Here is a 20,689-nt window from a genome sequence, read left to right as displayed (position 1 = left end):
ATGAAGAACAGCCAACTACGGGTTTTTGTCGCGATTGCCGAGCACGGCACCATCCGAGCGGCAGCCCGGTCCTTGGCGCTGTCCCAGACAGCCGTGACGAAGTCGTTGAGGGAACTGGAGCTCGATCTCCAGACACCGCTGATGAGTCGAAGCCCACAGGGCGTACGCCTTAATGAAGCCGGGCTGGAGCTGCTCAGGCGTGCCAAGCTCATCCTGGCCGAGGTGGGGGACGCACGGGCAGCAATCCAGAGCCTGTCAGGCCAGGGTGTGGCGCGCGTCCATGCAGCGGTGACGCCCGCATTCTCACTGCTGTGCCTGCCCGATGCGCTACAGCGCTTTCACAACCGTTACCCCGATGCCCGGCTGACCATCCGTGACGCCTTCGTGTCAGAAATGCTGCCGATGCTGCGCGATGGGACGATTGATGTGGCCATTACATCCTTGTTACCGGAAGTGCTCGGCGCGGACCTGAGCTTCGAGCCGCTGGGGGAAGTTGCTGTAGCGATCTGTGCCCGAGCAGGCACTTTCAGCCGGGATGCTTATCGTCTGGTCGATTTGACCGAGTCGGTCTGGCTGCTCGACCATTCGCACGGCGGAACCAGCGAAAGGGTTCGTCGGTGGTTCACCGAACACGATGTGCCTTTGCCGCGGCAGATGATCGAATGCCCGTCATCCATGGCCTCGCTTGTGCTTACAACCCAAGGCAAGGCGATCGCCCCGGTTCCGCAGGCCATACTCTCACTACCCTGGCTGGCGCCTTTGTTGTGTGAGATCCCCTTGGAGGAGCCTCTGCCGACCTTGCCGATCGGGTTCGTTAAGCGCAAAGGGTATGTGCTCGATGCACCCGTCAGTTGGTTCGTCGAATCTGCTCGCCTGGCAATCGCGGCAATGCCCGGACTGAACATTGGCAGGCGGAGCGGATGAGGTCGATAACACCGAGTCAGGGGGAGGGCGAGTGAGGTCCTTTGATCATTGGGTTTAAAAAAGCCAGTCAATCTCAAAACGCAGGCGTTCGATCTAGTCATCCTCGTCGGGAGCGATTGTCTTGCCCGATTTCTGATGCATTCGCCATTTCTGTGGGAGCGTACTGGGCAAGTAGCCGCGTTGGGTCGGTAGCTGCTCTTCGCCACAGGCAGCTATCGGCCAGAAGCGATCGTTCAGTAATTACCCACGGCTGACTGCTTCAGGCTAGAGTGGCTTATTGATATCGATCTGAGGGCTATTGCCTATGTCCGATGTAAGCGAGTTTGTTAATGACAGTGGGGTGTACAGAACCTTGCTGGAGTCGACCAAGGCGATTCCCTGGAAGATTGATTGGGCCACGATGAAATTCGCTTATATCGGTCCTCAAATCGAAGCGTTGCTGGGCTGGAGTCCTGAAAGCTGGGTGAGCGTGGAAGACTGGGCTATGCGCATGCATCCAGAAGATCGCGAATATGTGGTGAATTTCTGCGTGTCCCAATCCCAGGCTGGCGTGGACCATGAGGCGGACTACCGAGCGCTGACCAAGGACAACGGCTATGTGTGGATTCGCGACGTTGTGCACGTGGTGCGCAATGACAGGGGCGAGGTCGAAGCACTGATCGGTTTCATGTTTGACATCAGCGAACGCAAGAAGACCGAGGACCAACTGCTGAGCTTGCAGAAAGAGCTAGAGGTGCTTTCGTTCAAGGACGGTTTGACGAATATCGCCAACCGCCGCCGCTTCGATAGCTGTTTTGAGTTGGAGTGGGAACGTGCGCGCCGCGAGCGCCAGCCACTGTCCCTGTTATTGCTGGACGTCGATTTCTTCAAGCAGTACAACGATTTGTACGGCCATATCCAAGGCGATAAATGTTTGATAGCGATCGCCCAGACGCTGAGTTTGGCGTTGGATGGTCCTCGCGATCTTGTCGCTCGCTATGGAGGCGAAGAGTTTGTCGTGCTGCTGCCCGAAGCCGATGCCGAGGTGGCGCGTAAAGTTGCTGACCGTTGCCAACGGTTGATTCAGAAGCAGTCCATCGTGCATGCGCTATCGCCACATGGCCACCGCGTCACTGTCAGCATCGGAGCGGGCTCGGTGGTGCCAGGTGAGCTGGAAAAACCTACAGACTTCATCAAAGCCGTAGACAAGCAGCTATATGCGGCTAAAAACAATGGTCGGCACCGAGTTGAATACGTGCAGTTGGAAGGGTTGGCGTGCCGGTCTGTCGTTGAAAGTGCAGAAGAACAAACAACTACCAGTCATTCATAGAGACCACCTTTGAGCACCGGCCGATGACCCGGCAGGGCACTGGCCGGACTCAGGGTGATTTGGGGCACTATGCGCTAATGCCGGGGTGAAGGTCCGTAGGCCTCTATCGCTTTGCATGCTCGCCAGACGTGTGCTGTTTGATGATGTCCATCACCGCAGCGGTCATGATTGCGGTTGAAACACCGAACATGAGTATGCCATTGGCCGCCTCCAGTGGACTGAGCAAGCGCCATTGCGGGCTGAGGACCACATCGCCATAGCCCAGGGTGGAGAAGGTCACTCCGGAAAAGTACAGCGCGGTGATGAAGTCATCGAACTCACCGAGCAGCAGGAACAACAGCGCCCATAAAGCCATCTGCACGTAGTTGCCGATGAGCATCACCACCATGACCATCGACAGCAAGCGCACGTCATCGCTCCAGGAGGGGCTCAGGTTCATCTTGCGTCGCAGCGACACATAGCGACGCGCACACAGGGCTAGAAACACTGCCTGCAACACGACACAGAGCACGATCACCGGCAGGCCTACCAGAAAATTGATCAGCATGAGTGGCCCTCTTCAGCAGGTAGCTTGGAAGCATTTCGACGTTGCCGGCGCTTGTCGAGCAGGTAAACCATCGCACAGGCGTACAGGGTGACCAGGATGAACAGCCCCATGCGGATGGCGAAGGCGGTGTAGACATCCTTGCCGGCGGCGCTGTCCTGCACCGACTGGCCGAGCAGAATGATCATGGTCGTCAGGCTGTTGAGCCAGAAGCCCGGCGTGTAGCTGCCCGGGCTCAGCCCGTAGAGCTTTCGGGCCAGCACCAGCCCGAACAGCAGCATCCACAGGAAGAACATCCACAGGTTGACGAACAGGCCCAGGGCGAACCAGAAGAGAATCGCCATCAGGCCGCCGAGCAGGGTCGAGCCGAGCAGCTCCCGCCCGGCAGTGCGTGCACGGGTGGCGGTGCTCTGCTGGCCGAGGTTGACCGACTTCATGATGATCGGCATGTAGCTGGCCGGATCGATCAGCGCCAACAGGAAGGCGGGCATCACCACCAGTGCTGCGCGCAAAGCCAACCAGCTGATTTCATCGGCCGACAGGGCAGGGGTGGGGGCGGGCGGCTGGGCGCCGAGCGGGTCAGGGAGCAGCCAGTGGCTGATCGACACCACCGTGACGGCCAGGAGCAAGCCCTTGACCAGCGACACGATCACCTGCAGTGCCAGGTCGAACTCGGTAGCGCCGGCCGCGCTGATCATCGTCAAGCCAACCACCATGAAGGTGGCGACCAGCGAATTGCCGCCACTCATGCCATAGCGGAACACCAGAAACAGGCACAGGCCGACCAGTATCACACCGGTCAGCGCGTAGTAATGCAGCAGCGGTATCAACAGCAAGCCGCTGCCGGTGGTCACCATCAGCACCACCGTCAGGCCCAGGCTGGCCTTGAACGGCAGTGGTCGATTCATCGCCGCCAGCATCGTCAGCGCCAGCATCGGTGCGATGAACGGGATCGGCAGGGCCAGGCCGAAGCTTGCGGCCAGGCACAGCGCAGTGCCAGTGGCCAGGCGCAGGGCGCGCCTGGCACGGACTTGTTGCTCAGTAGGCATACGACATCCAGCTCATCACGCGCAGGAACAGCCGGCCGAGCAGGTTCAGCGGGTTGCCTTCGCTGGGGAACGCCATGACCTCGGCCTGGCCACCGACACGGATGCCGCTGAGGTCGCTCAACTGGCCGGGCGCAAGCTCGATGATCACTGGAAAACGCTGAGCCGGGCGCAGCCAGTCACGGCTGTTCTGCACCGTGGGCAAGGTCCCGGCTGGCGTGCTCTGGCCGGTACTCACGCCATAGCCGATGCTGCGCACACGGCCTTCGAATACCGTGCCGGGCAGGCTATCGAGCACGATGCGCACCGGGGTCCCGGGCCTGACCTTGCCCAGGTTGTTCTCCGTCATGTCGGCCGTGACCCACACATCGTGGATGGCGATCAAGGTCATCAGCGGCGCACCGGCTGCGGCGAACTGGCCAACATCGGTGCGCAGGTCGGTGACCAGGCCATCCGAGCGGGCACGAACCGAGCTGTTGGCCAGGTCCAGCTCGGCCTTGTCTACAGAGGCAATGGCGCTGAGCAGCTGGGCATTTTTCTCGTCGCTGCCACCTTGGGTTTCTCGGGCGCGTTCTACTTCCGCCCGCGCCGCGGCGACATGGGCGACGGCCGCATCGAGGGTGGAGCGGGAAATTTCCAGCCGGCGCACGGAGATGGTCCCAGGGTCTTCCTTGTACAGACGCTCAAGGCGTTGGAGGTCCTTGCGGGACATGACCTCGTTGGCCTGGGCCGCTTTCAGCGACGCCACCTTGGAGTCGATGCCAGCGGTGTTGGCGCCGATCTGTTTGCGGGTGCTCTGCAAGTCGGCACGCGCGCGGTCGACAGCGATCTGGTAGTGCTGCGGGTTCACCTCGAACAGGACGTCGCCGGCCTTGACGTCCTGGTTGTTGCGAACGTTGACTTTGGTGACCGTGCCCGCGACCTCCGCCGCCACCGGAACGACAAATGTCTGCACCCGTGCCTGTTGCGTGTAGGGGGTATAGCGGTCGGCCAGCAGGTACCAGACCAGGCTCAGGACGATCAGCACAGCCACCCAATTCAGCGCTTTTTTTGCCGGGTCGGCCACAGACGACGGTGCGGTTGCTTCCATCTCTTGTTGGCGGTCACTCAATTGACACCTTCCTTCGCTTCATCGAGCAGGTTGCCCCAGTCGGTGCGTTGCTGCATCTGTTGGCGGGTGGCGGGGTCGAGCAGCGGACGGTCACTGTACCAACCGCCGCCGAGGGCCTTGTACAGAGCGATCAGGCTGTTAACGGCCGTGTTGCGATTGACCAGGTAGTTATCCTGCTGGGCGAACAGGGCAGCCTGGGCATCGAGTACCCGCTGGAAATCCGAATAGCCTTCACGGTACTGGGCATTGGCCAGGGATACCGAGCGCTCGGCGGCAATCGACGCTTCGCTGAGGATACGGTCGCGTTCCAGGGCCTTGACCAGCCCCGTCGCCGCATCGTCGGCCTCACGTGCCGCCTGGCGAACGCTGTCCTGGTAGACGACTATCAATTGTTGCAGGCGGGCATCCTGGATGCGCACGTTGTTGGTGATTCGGCCATGGTCGAACACGTCCCAGCGCAGGCTCGGCCCGCCGATCAGGTCCAGGGTGTTGGACGTGCCGTTCAGAGAGCTCGCAGACCAGACGATGCTGCCCAGCAGGCTGATGGAGGGGTAAAGGTCGGCCTCGGCGACACCGATCAACGCTGATTGGGCTGCGACCTGTGCTTCTGCGGTGCGAACATCCGGGCGGCGCAACAACAGGTCTGCCGGCACACCCTGCAGCACGGCACGGTCGACCAGGGGCACCATTCCGGTGTTGCTATGGAGTTCCGGCATCGCGCCGGGCGGGCGGCCTATCAAGGTGGACAATGCATTGCGTGTGCTTGCGACCTGCGCCTCGAGATCGGGAATGGTGCTCAGGGTTCCCAGGTACTGGGTCTTGGCCTGTTGCAGGTCTAGCTCGGCATTGTCACCGCTGGTAAACAGGCGCTCGGTAATCTCATAGCTGCGCTTCTGCAGTCTGGCGTTGTTCCTGGCGATCAGCAGGCGCGCCTCGGCGGTACGCAGCGCGTAGTAGGTTTGCGCCACCTGAGCGTGAAGCAGCACCAGAACGTTTTCATAGTTGCTCTGGGCGGCGAACCAGGCAGCGTCCGCCGACTCGATGGCGCGGCTGAATCGGCCCCAGAAATCCAGTTCCCAGCCGATGTCGAAACCCGCGCTGTGTTGCCACAGATGGCTGTCCTGCGGGTTGTCGCCGCCCCATTGGCGACGCTTGAGGTAGACGCTGTCGGCGCTGACCTGCTGGACTTGTGGGTAGCGGTTGCTTAATGCGATGCCCAATTGAGCGCGGGCTTCCATCACCCGCAGACCGGCGACTTCCAGATCGGCGTTGTGGGCATCGGCCTCGGCGATCAGATGGTCGAGCACCGGGTCGGTAAATACGTGCCACCACTGCCGGCTATCGGGCTGCGTACGTTGCTGGCTGACACGCTCCAGGGCCTCAGTGTTCCAGTGCTCGACCCAGGCCTGGGTCGGTGACTGGAAGTCAGGGCCCAGGCGCACACAGCCGCCCAGGCCCAAGGCGCCACACAGCAGCAGCCGGCTCATGCGAGCAGGAGACGACATCAAGCGCACTCTCCTCAGCCCGGTGGATGCTCGTTTGGTTTCTCAAGTCGTGTTTGCTCATCGCGCGATTGTTCATCCAGTACGTCGATTAGCGATTTGTCCTCGACCCATTGCCAGAACAGTTGATAGGCGACCGCCAGTACCACCGGCCCGATGAACAGCCCGATGAATCCGCCGCTGACCATACCGCCCAAGGCGCCAATCAGGATCACCGGCATCGGCACATCGACGCCGCGGCCCAGCATCAATGGCTTGAGGATGTTGTCGGCCATGCCGGCAATCAGGCTGTAGATGGCAAACACGACGGTGGCAAGCGTGGTTCCTTCAGTAGCAAAGACATAGGCGATTACCGGCAAACTCACGAGAATTACCGGCAACTGCATGATCCCCATCAACAACGCGAGCATAGCCAGCAGCCCGGCACCGGGCACCCCCATGAGTACGAAGCCGACTCCCACCAGCAGCATCTGGATAAAGGCGATACCCACCACGCCCTGGGCGACCGCGCGGATGGTTGCGGTGCACAGCTCGGTAATGCGCGGGCCGCGCGTGGGGCCGGAGAGGCGGGTGGCGATAGCGATGGCGCTGCGTTCGCCGTTTTCACCGTAGGCCATGAGCACACCGGCAATGATCAGTGCACCGATGAACAGCAGAAAGCCCACGCCAACACCGGCCATCTTGCCCAACAAGGTCAAGCCGACCGTCTTGATGTAAGGCATCAGCTTCATCAGCACGCTGCTCATGTCGGTCGCCGACTGCATCCAGAAGGTGTAGAGCGGTTTACCAATCAGGGGCAGGGCGGCGATCTTTTCGCTCGGCAGCGGAATTTCCAGGCTGTCGGACCTGAGCACGGCCAGGGTGCCTTCGATCGAATCGCTGATCGAAGTGCCCAGCAGGTAAATCGGTACCATCAGCAAGCCCAGGGCGACCACTACGATCAGGGTAGCGGTGCGACCGTCCTTGTTACCCAGTTTGCCCTTGAGCATGTTGTGCAGCGGGTACAGGGTAATGGCCAGGATTACGGCCCAGAGCATCAAATTGAGGAACGGATGAAAGATCTGGAAGCAGAACAGCACCAGCACCGTGATCAGACCGGCTCTAATTAAGACATCGAGCAACCCACCGGACAGCGCCCTTGCAGAAATGTTCGTGCGCAACATTGTCTAGTCCCTCGCGATTCGCACCAGGATCGGGATACGCTTAGGCAGCATAGACGTTGATTTGCCGGGAGCTCCAAGCGCTCGCAACGGTAGCTGCCCTCCGTGAAGGGCAGCTATGGGTAGACGCACAGCGCCATGGGCTGGCTGCTGGCAAGATGAGGGCTTAGTTGACTATCACTTCGTCCAGGGCCTGCTCCAGGGTGCTGACCGTACGCTCGATATTGTGCAGCTTTTCGAGCCCGAACAGCCCGAGGCGGAAGGTCTGGAAGTCGGCGGGCTCATCGCATTGCAACGGTACGCCGGCGGCGATCTGCAGGCCGTGCTCGGCAAATTTCTTGCCGCTTTTGATGTCGGCATCATCGGTGTAGCTCACCACCACGCCAGGGGCCTGAAAGCCGGCGGCGGCCACGCTTTTGATGCCTTTGCCGGTCAACAGTGCGCGCACCCGGTCGCCCAGCGCCTGTTGTTCATCGCGGACCTTGTCGAAACCGTAGGCCTGCATCTCTTTCATCACGTCGTTGAAGCGCGCGAGGGCATCGCTGGGCATGGTCGCATGGTAGGCATGCCCGCCCTGTTCGTAGGCCTGCATGATCTGCAGCCACTTTTTCAGGTCGCAGGCAAAGCTGCTGCTTTGCGTGTGCTCGATACGCTCCAGAGCCAAGGCACTGAACATCACCAGGGCGCAGCACGGGGAGGCGCTCCAGCCTTTTTGCGGTGCGCTGATCAGCAGGTCTACGGCGCACTTGTGCATATCAACCCAGATCGTGCCCGAGGCGATGCAGTCCAGCACGAACAGGCCACCCACCGCGTGCACGGCGTCGCCGACGGCCCGCAGGTAGTCGTCGGGCAGGATGATCCCTGAGGAGGTTTCAACGTGGGGAGCGAAGACAATCTGCGGCTTGTGCGCCGCAATGGCGGCCAGCACATCGTCCAGCGGGGGCGGCGCGTAGGCGGCCTGGCGACCGCTGTCGACCGGTCGGGCCTTGAGCACCGTGGTAGCCGCCGGGATGTTGCCCATCTCCAGGATCTGGCTCCAGCGATAGCTGAACCAGCCGTTGCGTATCACCAGGCATTGCTGGCCGGTGGCAAACTGCCGCGCTACCGCTTCCATGCCGAACGTACCACTGCCCGGCACCACCGCAACTGCCTGGGCGTTGTAGACCTGTTTCAGGGTGCTGGAAATATTCTTCATCACGCCTTGAAACTGCTGCGACATGTGGTTGAGCGAGCGGTCGGTGTAGACCACCGAGTACTCGACCAGCCCCTCAGGATCGATGCTGGGATATAGCTTTGACATGCGGTGACTCCTTTGGCAGAGATGTCCGTGGTATCGACCCTGCCTCAAGCTTTGGCAAATGACAAGATTGCTTGGCCACCGGCACGGAATTTGGCCAGATGCATGAGCCGGCTATCGACCCTGCGCGCGATAATGGCAAGATGAACCATCATGGAGAAAGTAGCATTCGGCGCCAGGCGAAGCCGGATACCGTGCGCATAGGAATGAGGGAATATGGCTTCGATTCATGTGGACGGTGAAGACAAGACCGCTGAAATCAGCGACTGGGCTATTTTCTGGAGCGATAAGTACCAGGCTCTGCTACTGACTTGTCGTTACCCCTTCGGGAAAAAATCCACCCACCCGCTCAGTGACTGCCGAATTTCCCCCATTCGCGAGTTGAGCAACATGCTGCTGACCAAGCCCGGCAGCACAATCTTCAAGCCCATTGCCAAAGCCACGATCTACGGCGAGCGCTATGCCGTTGTGCACTATCCGGGAGGGGCCAAACCCTATGTCTACAAGACGGACGGCATCGGCTTTACCGCCCCGACGTCGATCAAGAACACACCGGTCTTGCGCTATCTCACTGCTGTGGCGAATGCCCGACAGCATCACGCTGAGTCGAAGGCAGATCGGGAAATTGCCAACAATGTTGTGCGCCAGCTTGAAAAACTGCCTGCCATCGACAGCACCGCCTTGCAAGCCTATTGCACGGGGCACAATGGCACACGAGAGGCGGGCCAGGGGCTCATCTATCCGTTCGGGCTGAACGAAAGCCAGGTCCAGGCGGTCGAGCGGGCGTTCAGCGCGCAAATCAGTGTGATCGAAGGCCCGCCGGGGACCGGCAAGACCCAGACCATCCTTAATATCCTCGCCAATATCTTGTTACGCGGGCAGACGGTAGCGGTGTTGTCCAACAACAATGCTGCCGTGGAAAACGTATACGAAAAGCTGGAAAAATACGGCTTGGGTCACTTGGTCGCCAAGCTCGGCAACCAGGACAACCGCGAGGCATTCTTCGCCGACCTGCCTGCATGGCCCTCCAGCACGCCCGAGCCGGCGCCGTCCCTGGATGAGATCCAGGTCCTGGTAAGCCGCTTGAAGCAGCACCTGCAGGACCACAACAAGGCAGCACAACTGCAAATCGAGCTTGACGAGCTGGTCATCGAGCGCCGCTACCTGCAGCAGTGGCAGGGGCATAGCGATGGGCAAGCCACAGGTTCGTTGGACAAGTACGGGCTGACTCCGCGCAAGACTGCAGACCTTATGGCCTACCTGGCCAACCTCGGCGAGCGCCGCATTCACCTCAAAGACCGTATCGAGCTACTGTTCAAATTCAGGATACTTCGTGCCAAACCTTTCTCTCAGGGCGAGGCGCGCATGGCCATGTTCCATGCCCTGCAGATGCATTATTACGACAAGTCGCTACGGGACAAGGAAACGGAGTTGCAGGCGTGCCGTGAATCGTTGGCAAACGCAAATTTCACGGCGTTGCTGAAAGAACTGACAACAGCATCGATGCACCATCTGAAGCAGCATCTGCAACGACAGGTACCGCCGTCGGACAGTTTCGATGCCAAAAATTATCGCAGGCATTTTGATGCCTTCGTGCGACGCTTCCCTATTCTGGGAAGCGGCACGCACTCCATCGTCAACTCGATCGCACCGGGGGCGATCCTCGACTACGTGATCATCGACGAGGCTTCATTACAGGACATCATGCCAGGCATCCTGCCACTGGGCTGCGCGAAGAACCTGGTTGTCGTTGGAGACAACCGCCAGTTGCCGCACATCCCCGTGAAACTGGGACTTCAGGCGCCTGCCGAGGCCTATGATTGCGAGCGTTTCAGCCTACTGGATTCGTGTATTGCCGTTTTCCAGCACACGCTGCCCAGGACCCTGCTGAAAGAGCATTACCGTTGCCACCCCAGGATCATCCAGTTCTGCAACCAGCAGTTCTACGACAACGCACTGGTGCCGATGACCGAGGACAAGGGTGAAGCCCCCCTGCGCCTGGTGGTAACGACCAAGGGCAATCACGCACGGCAGAATACCAACCTTCGGGAACTGGACTCCCTGCTCAAGGTGCTTGAGGACGAGGGGCAGGCCGTCGGAATGGACGGCGAAGGCCGTGGTTACATCGCCCCGTTCCGGGCACAGGTCAACCTCGCCGGCACGCGCCTTCCGGCAGATTTCGTCAAGGACACCGTGCACAAGTTTCAGGGGCGAGAGTGCGACGAGATCGTCTTCTCCACCGTGCTGGACAAGAAACACTACAACCAGGCGCGCAGACGCCTGGATTTCGTCGACGACCCCTGCATGATCAACGTGGCAGTATCCCGGGCCAAACATCGCTTCACCCTGGTGACCGGTGATGAGGTGTTCACCGACAACAATGGCCACATCGCCGCCCTGATCCGCTACATCAGTTATTACGCGCAGGACGAGCAGATCGTGCGCGCGCCGGTGGTATCGGCATTCGATGTGCTGTACCGCGAGTACGACCAGTCTCTTGCGCGCTTGAACGCTCGTCTGCGGCCCAGGGATTCGCGCTTCAAGTCGGAGCAGATCCTGGAGCAACTGCTGCGCGAAGCGTTATGTGCCCCGGCGTACAAGACATTGATGTATCACACTCAGATCAAGCTGGATCAGCTTGCATCGCCGGTTAACCCACAATGGACAGAGCGCCAGAGGGCCTTCTTGAGGCGCGCCAGTTGCGATTTCGTCATCTATTTCAAAGTAGGCAAGACCCCGCTAGGGGTAATCGAGGTCGATGGCGGTTACCACGACCGACCCGAGCAGGCGGCCCGGGACGCCTTGAAGAACGACATTCTGGCTAAAACCGGTATTCCCATCCTGCGGCTGCGGACAGTCGAGAGTGACATTGCGCAGAGAGTCGGCGACTTTATCGACCAGTGGGCTAGCCCTGGCCCATAAGCAGCATCATTCTTTTAAAACTGTTCTGCCTCAGGCGCACGGAACGCCTTGCTGTAGTAACCGGACGGGTCGAAACAGCACACGTGCTTCTTGCCCGATGCAAGCATGTCGCAGGCATCGCCGATGCGTTTTGCGCGCGTCTTGAGTTGCTTGGCTGAAGTAATCCAGTGAATCCAGTCGACGCGTGCGAGGGTGGTCGTACTGTCCCAGACTGAACGCGCCGAAGGCGCGGCTGCCAGCGCCTCCTGAAAGTCTGGCGGGATGTCGGGCTCGGGCTCCTGCTTCACAGGGGCCAGCTCAAATGTAACGAGATCCCCAACGGCCGCACCTGCGGCTTCGAGCAGCGCTGTACTTATCTGCAGCCAATGGCTCAGCTGGCCATCCGGCTCGAGGGTTGCCTGGAAAGGGTGCCCATTGAGCGTGCCTTCAACGGATGTCCTTCCACGCCTGGGAAGCTGCTCGCTCGCGTCTTTTGGCAGTACTACGAACGCCCACGACCTACCGTCTTCAGGCTTTGCCGGGCGAAGAAGCGTTGCTTCGAATCGGGATTTCACATCGATTGCTTTCATGGCAACGCCTCCAGCTATTACGCCAGGCTCAGCGACGATAAAGACTCAGTACAGAAGGAAATCTCTGGAACCGCCAGGCACTGCACACCTTGCATCACTTCCCATTGCGAAGCCCCATCCACAGGCGAGTTATAAACCGATCGACCTTTGGTGGCATGGGCTGCTGCAAGAACAAACCGCTACGTGCCTGGGCCGAGATTAAAAGACCTTTCTCTGCAGCCGTCGCAGGATCAACATAGGCGGAGAAGTCTGCATTCGGATTTGCGTAGCCAATTTCCATCGAGATCTTGGCAATGACCCTGGGCTCCAGGATGTAATTGATGAATTCTTCTGCCTCCGCCTTGTGCTTGGCCCCCTGCGCGATGGACATGTTGTCGGCCCACATCAATGCGCCTTCGCGGGGTGATGCGATCGCTATCTGCACGCCGTTATGCGCCGCCTCGGCAGTACTCCTGGCAAGCATGAGCCCGCCCGAATACCCGACTGCGATGCAGATATCTCCGGACGCGAGATCGGTCACAAAGCGCGAAGAGTGGAAATATTTTATTCCCGGACGTAGCTGCATCAGCAGCTGTTGCGCCTTGAAATAGTCATCCGGCTTAGTGCTCGCGGGGTCCAGTCCCAGATAGTTAAGCGCTAGCGCATAAACCTCGGCCCCGGAGTCCGGAAAAGCCACGCCGCAGGCACTCAGGCGCGCTATGTTTTCCGGTTTGAACACCAGCCCCCAGGACTCGGTTTCGGAAACGTCACGCCCCAGCACCTTCTTCACCGCTTCGACGTTGTAGCCGATGGTGGTGGTGCCCCAGAGGTAGGGGACGGCATACCTGTTGTCCGGGTCCATCCGGGCCAGCTCCACCAGGAACGCCGGGTCCAGGTGCGACCAGTTCGGCAGTCGGGTCTTGTCGAGCGGCTCCAGGGCTCCCGCCTTGATCAGCTTGGGTAGCTGGTTGTGCGAAGGGAAGACGATGTCGTAGCCCGAGTTACCTGCGAGCAGCTTGGCTTCGAGCACCTCACCGGTGTCGTACACGTCATAGGTGACCTTGATCCCGGTGCTGCGCTGAAAATCCTCCAGCACCGACTGCGGCAGGTATTCGACCCAGTTGTACACCCGCAGCTCTCTGACGTTGCCAGCGGCGTGGCAGTAGCCGCCGAATGAGGCCCACAGCACCAGCATCGACAGCAGCGTACTGGCCCAGCGGGCAGACGCTGCCCGTGCGAATGGAGGTTTCATGATGCTTGCGCCATAACGGGTACCTGCTGCAGCCTGAGTCAGGCACTGTTGAGGTGTGACAGATGGGTCTGCAGGTAATCGACGAAGGCGAGCACCTTGCGGCTGGCGCGGCGATGGCTGGGATAGACCGCCAGAATGTCATCGCCGAAGGCCTCCGGCCCGATGACGTAATCCTCCATCAGCCGCACCAGGCGCCCATCGCGCAAATACCTGTCCACACTCCATTGCGGTGTATGCAGGATGCCGCGCCCGGCCAGCGCATTCTGCAGCAGCAAATCATAGCTGTCGCTTTCCAGGCGGACCCGCTGCGGATAGGGCAGGCGAATCCTCCCTGCTTCCGACTGGACCCACCAGAACTTCATATCCAGCGCGGGGTGAAGGTACTTCAACCAGTCGTGCTGGTTACAGGTGTGCGGCGACAGCGGCAGCGGATTGCGCGCAACGTATTCCGGGCTGGCACAGAGGAAGATGCGGTTCTGGCCGACCACCCGCGCAATCAACCCCGGCAGATCGCTGCGCCCCTGACGGATGCCCAGGTCGTAGCCGGCCTCGATCAGGTCGACAAAGTCATCGGACAATTCGACACGCAACTGGATATCCGGGTATTCCTCCAGAAAACCCGCGCACACTTCGCCCAGAAAGGCGCGTTCGAAGGCCAGGGGCGCGGTCATCCGCAACGTGCCGGACAGCCCCTGATGCAGCTGACTGATCTCTTCTCCGGCCTCATGCAGGCTACGCAAGACCTGCCGCGCCGTCTCCAGGTAGAGGCGGCCCGACTCGGTGAGCACAATGCGCCGGGTGCTGCGCTCGAACAGCAGGGTACCCAGTTGCTTTTCCAGCATGCTGACGGCCTTGGTCAGGGCCGAAGGCGTCTTGCCCAGCATTTCTGCCGCACGGCTGAAACTGCCCTGATCAGCCGTGGCAACAAACATCGATATCGCACCGAGCGTGTCCATATTTTTTCCAAACTGGCAAAAAGCTTTTTAGCGAAGTGGCCATTCTGGAAATAGCATGACACAGATAGTCTCGCCGTCGCCAACAACTACAAGAGGGCAGCACATGATTCGGTTCGTTCCGGCGCTACTGGCACTGGCAGTCGCTTTTTCCTCATCGGAATCCATGGCGGCGGCAGACTTGATACTGGTCAACGGCAAGATCTTCACCGCCGACCCGGCCAACCCCCAGGTTCAGGCCATCGCCGTTGACCACGGCAAAATCGTCGCCGTGGGCAGCGACGACGAGGTGCGTGGCTTCGCTGACAACGCCACTCAGGTCATCGATCTGGCAGGCAAGCGCGTCACGCCTGGCCTGATCGACTCCCACTCCCACTCGGTGTTCGGCGGCCTGGAGCTTGCGGCGGCGAACATGGAGGGCGAATCGGTCAGCGTCGACGAGCTGGAACAGCGCCTGCGCACCTGGCGCGCTGATGGCCGCGCCAAGCTGGGTGAGTTCCTCCAGGTGGTGGGCATGAACTCCAGCGACTGGTCCAAGGCGCAGGCGTTCGGCGAGCGTTTCAACCACGGTGAGTGGGCAAACACCCCGATCGTCTTCGTCGGCGGCGACCACCATACCGCCTGGGCCAACAATGCCATGCTCAAGCGTGCGGGAATCGACAAGGCACTGGTTGCCGGCCTGAGCAAGGCGGACAGCGCCACCATCGGCACCCTGAAAAACGGCGAGCCAAGCGGCTTTCTGGTGGACGCGGGCTGGGACCGTGTCGCCGCCGTGCTGCCACCGGTCGATGCCGCCGGCCTGCTGCGCGCGGCCGAAGCTGCGGTGCACTACAACAACAGCTTCGGCATTACCGCCTGGATGGACCCGGCCGCCAACGGTGCGCCCGGCGAAGCGATGTTCGCCATCAAGCCCACCGAGAAAACCGTCGGCGTGCTACCGGCCTACAAGGCGCTGGCGGAGAAAGGCGGGCTGACCGCGCACGTGGCCGCGCTGCTGGTGGTCAACCCGAAAAGCCGCCCGGCCGACCTGGACACCATCGACAAGGTGCGCCAGCAGTTCACCGGCATTCCCAACCTGACCCTGCCCGGGATCAAGGTGTTCGCCGACGGCGTGCTGGAGTACCCGGCGCAGAGTGCGGCACTGCTCGACCACTACAGCAACAGTCACAAAAGCGGCGAGCTGCTGCTGGACCCGCAGCACTTCGGCGAGCTGGTCACGGCGGCCGACAAGCGCGGCTGGCTGGTGCATGTCCATGCCATCGGCGACCGCGCCGTGCGTGAATCGCTCAATGGCATCGAGCAGGCGCGCAAGGCTGGCAACAGTGGTATCACCCATTCGATCACCCACCTGCAGCTGGTCAACCCGACGGAGTTCGCCCGCTTCAAGCCGCTCAACGTGATCGCGTCCATGCAACTGCTGTGGGCCGCCGGCGACGAGTACACCCTGGATATGGTCAAGCCCTACGTCGACTCGGCAGCGTATCGCTACCAGTACCCGGCGCGCTCGCTGCTCAAGCATGGCGCGACCATCGCCGGCGCCAGCGACTGGCCGGTCTCCAGCCCCAACCCCTGGCTGGCGATCGCTCAGGCCGCTTCCCGCGAAGGCCCCAAGGGCGTGCTGAACGCCGAAGAAAGCCTGGACCGCGAGACCATGCTGTACGCCTACACCATCAACGCTGCCAAGACCATCGGCCTGGAGCAGCAGATCGGCTCCCTGAGCAAGGGCAAGCAAGCCGACTTCGTCATCCTCGATCGCGACGTGCTCACGGTCAGTGACAAGGACGTGAGTGAAACACAGGTACTGGCTACCTACTTCGGCGGTCAGCCGGTTTACACCCCCGCCAAGTAACCCCCTGAGACACACCCCATCTTGCCCCGGGAATGGGGCGGGGTGCGGCCCCCTATTGCCCGAAACACTGCCAACTACAACTAAAAAACGAGGCGACCATGAACAGCAACAACCTAGCAGCCAGCATCGCCCTGATGGCCGGACTTTGTGCCATCGCGCCCCAGAGCCAGGCGCTGGCGCTCAATGATGATTTCTTCCTGAAACTCGACGTGACCGCCGCCAGCGACTATCGCACGCGTGGTATTTCGCAGACTCAAGGCGACCCGGCGCTGCAGGCCGGTGTTGTACTGGGCCATTCCAGCGGCCTGTATGTAGGTGCCTGGACCTCCAACGTCGATTTCGGCTTCGATATCGACACCCGCCAGGAAGTGGACTATTTCGGCGGCTGGTACTGGCAGCCCACAGAAGCGCTGTCGCTGGACCTCGGCTACATCAAGTATGCCTATCCGAAAACCAGCGGTTTCAACCAGTCCGAGACCTATGCGGTGCTGGGCGCCTACGGCTTCAAGGTGGCAGCCTTCTACTCCAGCGATGCGCCCACCATCCACGGCGAGGACCAGGACTCCCTCTACAGCTGGGTCGGCTACGAGACCCAGCTCCCGCTCGAGGTCGGCCTGGAGCTGCGTTATGGCCGGATGGACTTCAAAGACCCGATGTTCTGGTCGTCGAGCGGCGACTCGAAAGATTCCTACCACGAGTGGGAAGCCAAGATCACTCGTGACTTTTTGGGCGTGACCTGGGGCCTGAGCTACATCGATACCGACCTGTCGAAAACCGAATGCGCCAGCTCCTACGGCTTCGACGACGTCTGTACCGCCACCGTGGTGGCGAGCGTGCGCAAGGAGTTTTAAGCGCTGCGCAAAGAGGCACCAGGGCCCGCTGCGCCCTGGTCCACTGCACCGCCGTTACGCATGCCCGGCGCGATAACAAGCACTACAGGATTTTCCATGAACAATGCTACCCGGCTTACCGGCACCTCCAGTCTGGATGTGCAGTCCTTTATCAACCGCCAGCCCTTGTCGCGCTATCAGTGGCGCATCGTGCTGCTGTGCTTTCTCATTGTTTTTCTCGATGGCCTGGACACGGCGGCCATGGGCTTCATCGCCCCGGCGCTGAGTCAGGACTGGGGGATAGACCGCGCCAGCCTCGGCCCGGTGATGAGCACCGCGCTGATCGGTATGGTGTTCGGTGCCCTCGGCTCAGGGCCGCTTGCCGACCGCTTCGGCCGCAAGTTGGTGCTTGTAACGGCGGTGCTGCTGTTCGGTATCTTCAGCCTGCTCTCGGCCTTCAGTGGCTCGGTCGAGCAACTGCTGGTACTGCGCCTGCTCACCGGTATCGGCCTGGGCGCAGCGATGCCCAATGCCACTACCTTGCTGTCCGAATACACCCCCGAACGCCACAAGTCGCTACTGGTCACCAGCATGTTTTGCGGCTTCAACCTGGGCATGGCCAGTGGCGGTTTCATCTCGGCCAAGCTGATTCCGGCCTATGGCTGGCACAGCCTGCTGCTGCTCGGTGGCGTGCTGCCGCTGCTGCTGTCTGCGGTGCTGTTGTTTCGCCTGCCCGAGTCGGCGCGCTTTCTGGTGGTACGCAATCGCGATGAGAAACACGTACGAAAGGTGCTGGCACCGATCGCCCCGGACGAGGTTGCCATGGCGCATGCCTTTAGCGTGCCGGAGCAACAGACGGTGCAGGGCGGCAACGTGTTCCGCCTGCTGTTGACCGGGCAGTACAGCGCCGGCACCTTGCTGCTCTGGCTGACCTATTTCATGGGACTGGTCATCGTCTACCTGCTGACCAGCTGGCTGCCGACCCTGTTGCGCGACGGCGGCGCCAGCCTGGAGCAGGCCGCCTTCATTGGCGCGCTGTTCCAGTTCGGCGGCGTGCTGAGCGCAGTGGCTGTGGGCTGGGCCATGGATCGCTGGAATCCGCACAAGGTCATCGGTGGCTTCTACCTGCTGGCCGGGGTGTTCGCCTACTGCGTGGGCCAGAGCCTGAGCCAGGTCACTTTGCTGGCCAGCCTGGTACTGCTGGCGGGCATGTGCATCAACGGCGCGCAATCGGCGATGCCTTCACTGGCCGCGCGCTTCTACCCGACCCAGATGCGCGCCACCGGGGTGTCGTGGATGCTCGGCATCGGCCGTTTCGGTGCCATCCTCGGCGCCTGGGCCGGAGCTTCACTGCTGGGGATGGGCTGGAGTTTCGAGCAAGTGCTCGCCGCCTTGGTGCTGCCGGCAGTCCTGGCAACGGCCGCGGTTCTGATCAAGGGGCTGGTCAGTCATACAGACGCAACTTGAAAAAAGATGCCAAGCCGCTCAGCCAGCGTGGTCGCTGGTTGTGCGGTGTCTGGGGGAGGGTGGCGGGACTGCGGTGGGGCAATCCGGTTTGTGGCGCGAGAGGTGGGTCGAAGTTCGCATATTTCCCCGACAATAGTGGCAGCAATCGACTAAAGGCAGTCGCTTCTGTTGGTCTGCTCCCGGCCAGAAACGGACGCTCACCATGGATAGGAATCGGCAAACGGCACCAGTTACATGTCACCCCCGTTTTGAGTGACAAACAGCCTTCATTCGTCAGACTCACCTTTTTGCTTAAGAGGATCGTCTACCGTTATTTCTGTGACATTGACTCGATTGAGGATCACCAGCCTGGCATCGCTAACGGACCCGGCGGTCATTCAGGGGAAGATGCATGAAACCGCCCTTTGTATTTACGTTGATCCACGGAACGTTCAGTCCGAAAGCCGCCTGGATCCGAACCGACTCATTGATGTGGAGGTTCCTGGAGAGCCGATTTCCTGGCTGCCTCATCACTGCGCCGAAATGGCCCGGGATCAACACACATAAGGGGCGTTTGAAGGCATCGGATGACATTGTCCAGGTATTACTGCAGCAACATCAAGAACATCCAGATGCCAAGCACTTCATCATTGCGCACAGTCACGGTGGAACGATCGCACTTCACGCATGTGAAAACGAACGGGTTCGAAGCTCTTTAAGTGGCGTCATTACACTAGGCACTCCCTTCATTCACTCCCGGCGACGAGACCTGAGAGTACCGGTCCGTGTGTATGAAGAAATCGTTAAACTTGGTCGAAACCTTTGGCTCGTAGGGCTGTGGACAGGTGCCTTTTTACTGCTGGGAGTGGTGAGCTTAGCGTACGACGCAGTCAACGCAATCACTGCAATCAGTGCAGTCGATGTTTTCTGTCTCCTCCTGTTCATTGGGCTTGTGTTGTTTTCCACCAAGCTGCGCTTGGGAAAAAGTTCTCTGCGCGCGTTAATCGCTGCCCCCTTGAAGAAAGCCAGGGCCAAGCAGCGTATTCTTTACGCTTCTATGCGCGAGCCCTATTGCTTTTTATGGGACCTAAGGCTATTTGCTATTTCCGTCGACTTTGACGAAGCACGCATATACCTGCGAATACTGCGTGGCCTAGGTGGGCTCGCGCATTTCGCCCACGACGTTTTGTCTTACGCCATTCGGCCGGCTATTTATATTTCATTCGTGCTCGGCTTTGCCGTTCTTTTGAAACGCTTGTATCTGTTCTATGAAAGAACTCCGGACGTCTTTGGATTTCTGATCAACTCAATCTACGGGATTGTGACATTTCAGTTCTGGGGACTTTTATGGGTGCTTGCGTTGTCTATTTTGCTTCATGGCCTGATGATCCTCTGGCCTCTTATCAGACTTCACCAATACGGCTATGGAGAAATGTCTCTTTGGCTGAATTGGTTGCTGGATATTCATGACAGAAAATCACCCGGTTTCGGTCCAAAGTGGTCGTTCTGGATGGCGCGAAGCCGGGCCAAACCAGGAAAACGTCACAGCTTCTTCTACAACGACCAAGTCGTTCTGGAGAAGATCGCCGAGTGGATCGAGTCGCCAGAATTGTTCACGTCAGTCGTCGGGCCTGGGTCAGAGACGGGTAAGCGGCAGTCCGCGTCGATCTTCGTCCGCGTCGTTTCCTGGATCTTGCTCATGGCGCTCGCCATATGGCTTTGGCTGGACCCGAGCATGATCTATCACATTTGATTGGGCGGCGAATGCTTCACCTCCTCACTCGGTAGACTGCTGGACGACCGTATCGGATCGAGTACGGTCATTGGTAAGCGACTGCTATCGACCCTTTGCAGTCATTGGACAATAGGGCGGTAATGGGCGGGCTGGAGCCGCTCCAGTAGTGCGCTTTCTCACTTTGGATCCTTGCTTGGCCCCGAATAAAAAATCCCGACTACTGTTAATGGTCGGGGTGATTCGTTGCCACTTGGAATGTTC

Annotated in this window: 16 protein-coding genes; 7 read left to right on the top strand and 9 right to left on the bottom strand. The window is 60.1% G+C overall.

Annotated elements, in window-relative coordinates; all coding sequences use genetic code 11:
- Together DM813_RS11655 and DM813_RS11650 are read left to right on the top strand one after the other, a co-directional pair.
- Positions 1 to 924, top strand: coding sequence for a LysR family transcriptional regulator (locus DM813_RS11655; RefSeq protein ID WP_128323544.1), 924 nt, complete (start codon positions 1 to 3; stop codon positions 922 to 924).
- Positions 925 to 1,228: 304 nt separating this feature from the next.
- Positions 1,229 to 2,233, top strand: a complete 1,005-nt coding sequence (locus DM813_RS11650) for a sensor domain-containing diguanylate cyclase (protein ID WP_128323543.1) — start codon at positions 1,229 to 1,231, stop codon at positions 2,231 to 2,233.
- Positions 2,234 to 2,336: 103 nt separating this feature from the next.
- On the opposite strand, the gene DM813_RS11645 is transcribed toward DM813_RS11650, so the two are convergent.
- The 6 genes from DM813_RS11645 to DM813_RS11620 form a co-directional block, all read right to left on the bottom strand.
- The gene (locus DM813_RS11645; RefSeq protein WP_128323542.1) at positions 2,337 to 2,780 is read right to left on the bottom strand and encodes a potassium channel family protein; all 444 of its coding nucleotides are present in this window, start codon (positions 2,778 to 2,780) and stop codon (positions 2,337 to 2,339) included.
- Positions 2,774 to 3,826 carry a DUF2955 domain-containing protein gene (locus DM813_RS11640; RefSeq protein WP_128323541.1) on the bottom strand — a complete coding sequence of 351 codons (1,053 nt, stop codon included), beginning with the start codon at positions 3,824 to 3,826 and terminating at the stop codon, positions 2,774 to 2,776. The genes DM813_RS11645 and DM813_RS11640 overlap by 7 nt, the downstream gene beginning before the upstream one ends.
- Positions 3,816 to 4,913, bottom strand: coding sequence for an HlyD family secretion protein (locus tag DM813_RS11635; protein WP_128323748.1), 1,098 nt, complete (start codon positions 4,911 to 4,913; stop codon positions 3,816 to 3,818). The genes DM813_RS11640 and DM813_RS11635 overlap by 11 nt, the downstream gene beginning before the upstream one ends.
- A gap of 17 nt (positions 4,914 to 4,930) precedes the next feature.
- On the bottom strand, positions 4,931 to 6,439 hold the full coding sequence (locus tag DM813_RS11630; RefSeq protein WP_128323540.1) for an efflux transporter outer membrane subunit: 1,509 nt from the start codon (positions 6,437 to 6,439) through the stop codon (positions 4,931 to 4,933).
- Positions 6,440 to 6,453: 14 nt separating this feature from the next.
- Positions 6,454 to 7,599, bottom strand: a complete 1,146-nt coding sequence (locus tag DM813_RS11625) for an AI-2E family transporter (protein ID WP_128323539.1) — start codon at positions 7,597 to 7,599, stop codon at positions 6,454 to 6,456.
- Positions 7,600 to 7,762: 163 nt separating this feature from the next.
- Complete coding sequence (locus DM813_RS11620) at positions 7,763 to 8,896, bottom strand: aminotransferase class V-fold PLP-dependent enzyme (protein WP_128323538.1); 1,134 nt, start codon at positions 8,894 to 8,896, stop codon at positions 7,763 to 7,765.
- A gap of 213 nt (positions 8,897 to 9,109) precedes the next feature.
- On the opposite strand from DM813_RS11620, the gene DM813_RS11615 reads away from it, so the two are divergent.
- Positions 9,110 to 11,815 (top strand): AAA domain-containing protein, encoded by a 2,706-nt coding sequence (locus tag DM813_RS11615; protein ID WP_128323537.1) that lies wholly within the window; start codon positions 9,110 to 9,112, stop codon positions 11,813 to 11,815.
- Between the two features lie 14 nt (positions 11,816 to 11,829).
- Here the strand turns inward: DM813_RS11615 and DM813_RS11610 are convergent, their stop codons facing one another.
- The 3 genes from DM813_RS11610 to DM813_RS11600 form a co-directional block, all read right to left on the bottom strand.
- Entirely contained in the window at positions 11,830 to 12,384 is a 555-nt protein-coding gene (locus DM813_RS11610) for a YdeI/OmpD-associated family protein (RefSeq protein WP_128323536.1), read from the bottom strand.
- Between the two features lie 94 nt (positions 12,385 to 12,478).
- On the bottom strand, positions 12,479 to 13,615 hold the full coding sequence (locus DM813_RS11605) for a polyamine ABC transporter substrate-binding protein (RefSeq protein ID WP_128323535.1): 1,137 nt from the start codon (positions 13,613 to 13,615) through the stop codon (positions 12,479 to 12,481).
- Between the two features lie 38 nt (positions 13,616 to 13,653).
- Complete coding sequence (locus DM813_RS11600) at positions 13,654 to 14,571, bottom strand: LysR family transcriptional regulator (RefSeq protein WP_128323534.1); 918 nt, start codon at positions 14,569 to 14,571, stop codon at positions 13,654 to 13,656.
- 103 nt (positions 14,572 to 14,674) lie between these two features.
- Here DM813_RS11600 and DM813_RS11595 point away from each other — a divergent pair, with 103 nt between their 5' ends.
- The 4 genes from DM813_RS11595 to DM813_RS11580 all read left to right on the top strand — a co-directional run bounded on the left by DM813_RS11595 (position 14,675) and on the right by DM813_RS11580 (position 20,446).
- Complete coding sequence (locus DM813_RS11595) at positions 14,675 to 16,417, top strand: amidohydrolase (protein ID WP_128323533.1); 1,743 nt, start codon at positions 14,675 to 14,677, stop codon at positions 16,415 to 16,417.
- 98 nt (positions 16,418 to 16,515) lie between these two features.
- On the top strand, positions 16,516 to 17,268 hold the full coding sequence (locus tag DM813_RS11590; RefSeq protein ID WP_128323532.1) for a TorF family putative porin: 753 nt from the start codon (positions 16,516 to 16,518) through the stop codon (positions 17,266 to 17,268).
- A gap of 96 nt (positions 17,269 to 17,364) precedes the next feature.
- A complete protein-coding gene (locus DM813_RS11585; RefSeq protein ID WP_128323531.1) occupies positions 17,365 to 18,714 on the top strand; it encodes an MFS transporter in 1,350 nt (449 codons plus the stop codon).
- A gap of 391 nt (positions 18,715 to 19,105) precedes the next feature.
- Entirely contained in the window at positions 19,106 to 20,446 is a 1,341-nt protein-coding gene (locus tag DM813_RS11580; protein ID WP_128323530.1) for an alpha/beta hydrolase, read from the top strand.
- Positions 20,447 to 20,689: the final 243 nt, after the last annotated feature.

Source organism: Pseudomonas alkylphenolica (genome assembly GCF_004025535.1).
Taxonomy (GTDB): domain Bacteria; phylum Pseudomonadota; class Gammaproteobacteria; order Pseudomonadales; family Pseudomonadaceae; genus Aquipseudomonas; species Aquipseudomonas alkylphenolica_A.
The sequence above is the reverse complement of the archived record's forward strand: the minus strand, read 5'-3'. Positions and strand labels throughout refer to the sequence as shown.

Coding starts and splice junctions, on each gene's coding strand:
- DM813_RS11655 (WP_128323544.1), top strand. CDS start 1: ATGAAGAACAGCCAACTACGGGTTTTTGTCGCGATTGCCGAGCACGGC.
- DM813_RS11650 (WP_128323543.1), top strand. CDS start 1,229: ATGTCCGATGTAAGCGAGTTTGTTAATGACAGTGGGGTGTACAGAACC.
- DM813_RS11645 (WP_128323542.1), bottom strand. CDS start 2,780: ATGCTGATCAATTTTCTGGTAGGCCTGCCGGTGATCGTGCTCTGTGTC.
- DM813_RS11640 (WP_128323541.1), bottom strand. CDS start 3,826: ATGCCTACTGAGCAACAAGTCCGTGCCAGGCGCGCCCTGCGCCTGGCC.
- DM813_RS11635 (WP_128323748.1), bottom strand. CDS start 4,913: ATGGAAGCAACCGCACCGTCGTCTGTGGCCGACCCGGCAAAAAAAGCG.
- DM813_RS11630 (WP_128323540.1), bottom strand. CDS start 6,439: ATGTCGTCTCCTGCTCGCATGAGCCGGCTGCTGCTGTGTGGCGCCTTG.
- DM813_RS11625 (WP_128323539.1), bottom strand. CDS start 7,599: ATGTTGCGCACGAACATTTCTGCAAGGGCGCTGTCCGGTGGGTTGCTC.
- DM813_RS11620 (WP_128323538.1), bottom strand. CDS start 8,896: ATGTCAAAGCTATATCCCAGCATCGATCCTGAGGGGCTGGTCGAGTAC.
- DM813_RS11615 (WP_128323537.1), top strand. CDS start 9,110: ATGGCTTCGATTCATGTGGACGGTGAAGACAAGACCGCTGAAATCAGC.
- DM813_RS11610 (WP_128323536.1), bottom strand. CDS start 12,384: ATGAAAGCAATCGATGTGAAATCCCGATTCGAAGCAACGCTTCTTCGC.
- DM813_RS11605 (WP_128323535.1), bottom strand. CDS start 13,615: ATGAAACCTCCATTCGCACGGGCAGCGTCTGCCCGCTGGGCCAGTACG.
- DM813_RS11600 (WP_128323534.1), bottom strand. CDS start 14,571: ATGGACACGCTCGGTGCGATATCGATGTTTGTTGCCACGGCTGATCAG.
- DM813_RS11595 (WP_128323533.1), top strand. CDS start 14,675: ATGATTCGGTTCGTTCCGGCGCTACTGGCACTGGCAGTCGCTTTTTCC.
- DM813_RS11590 (WP_128323532.1), top strand. CDS start 16,516: ATGAACAGCAACAACCTAGCAGCCAGCATCGCCCTGATGGCCGGACTT.
- DM813_RS11585 (WP_128323531.1), top strand. CDS start 17,365: ATGAACAATGCTACCCGGCTTACCGGCACCTCCAGTCTGGATGTGCAG.
- DM813_RS11580 (WP_128323530.1), top strand. CDS start 19,106: ATGAAACCGCCCTTTGTATTTACGTTGATCCACGGAACGTTCAGTCCG.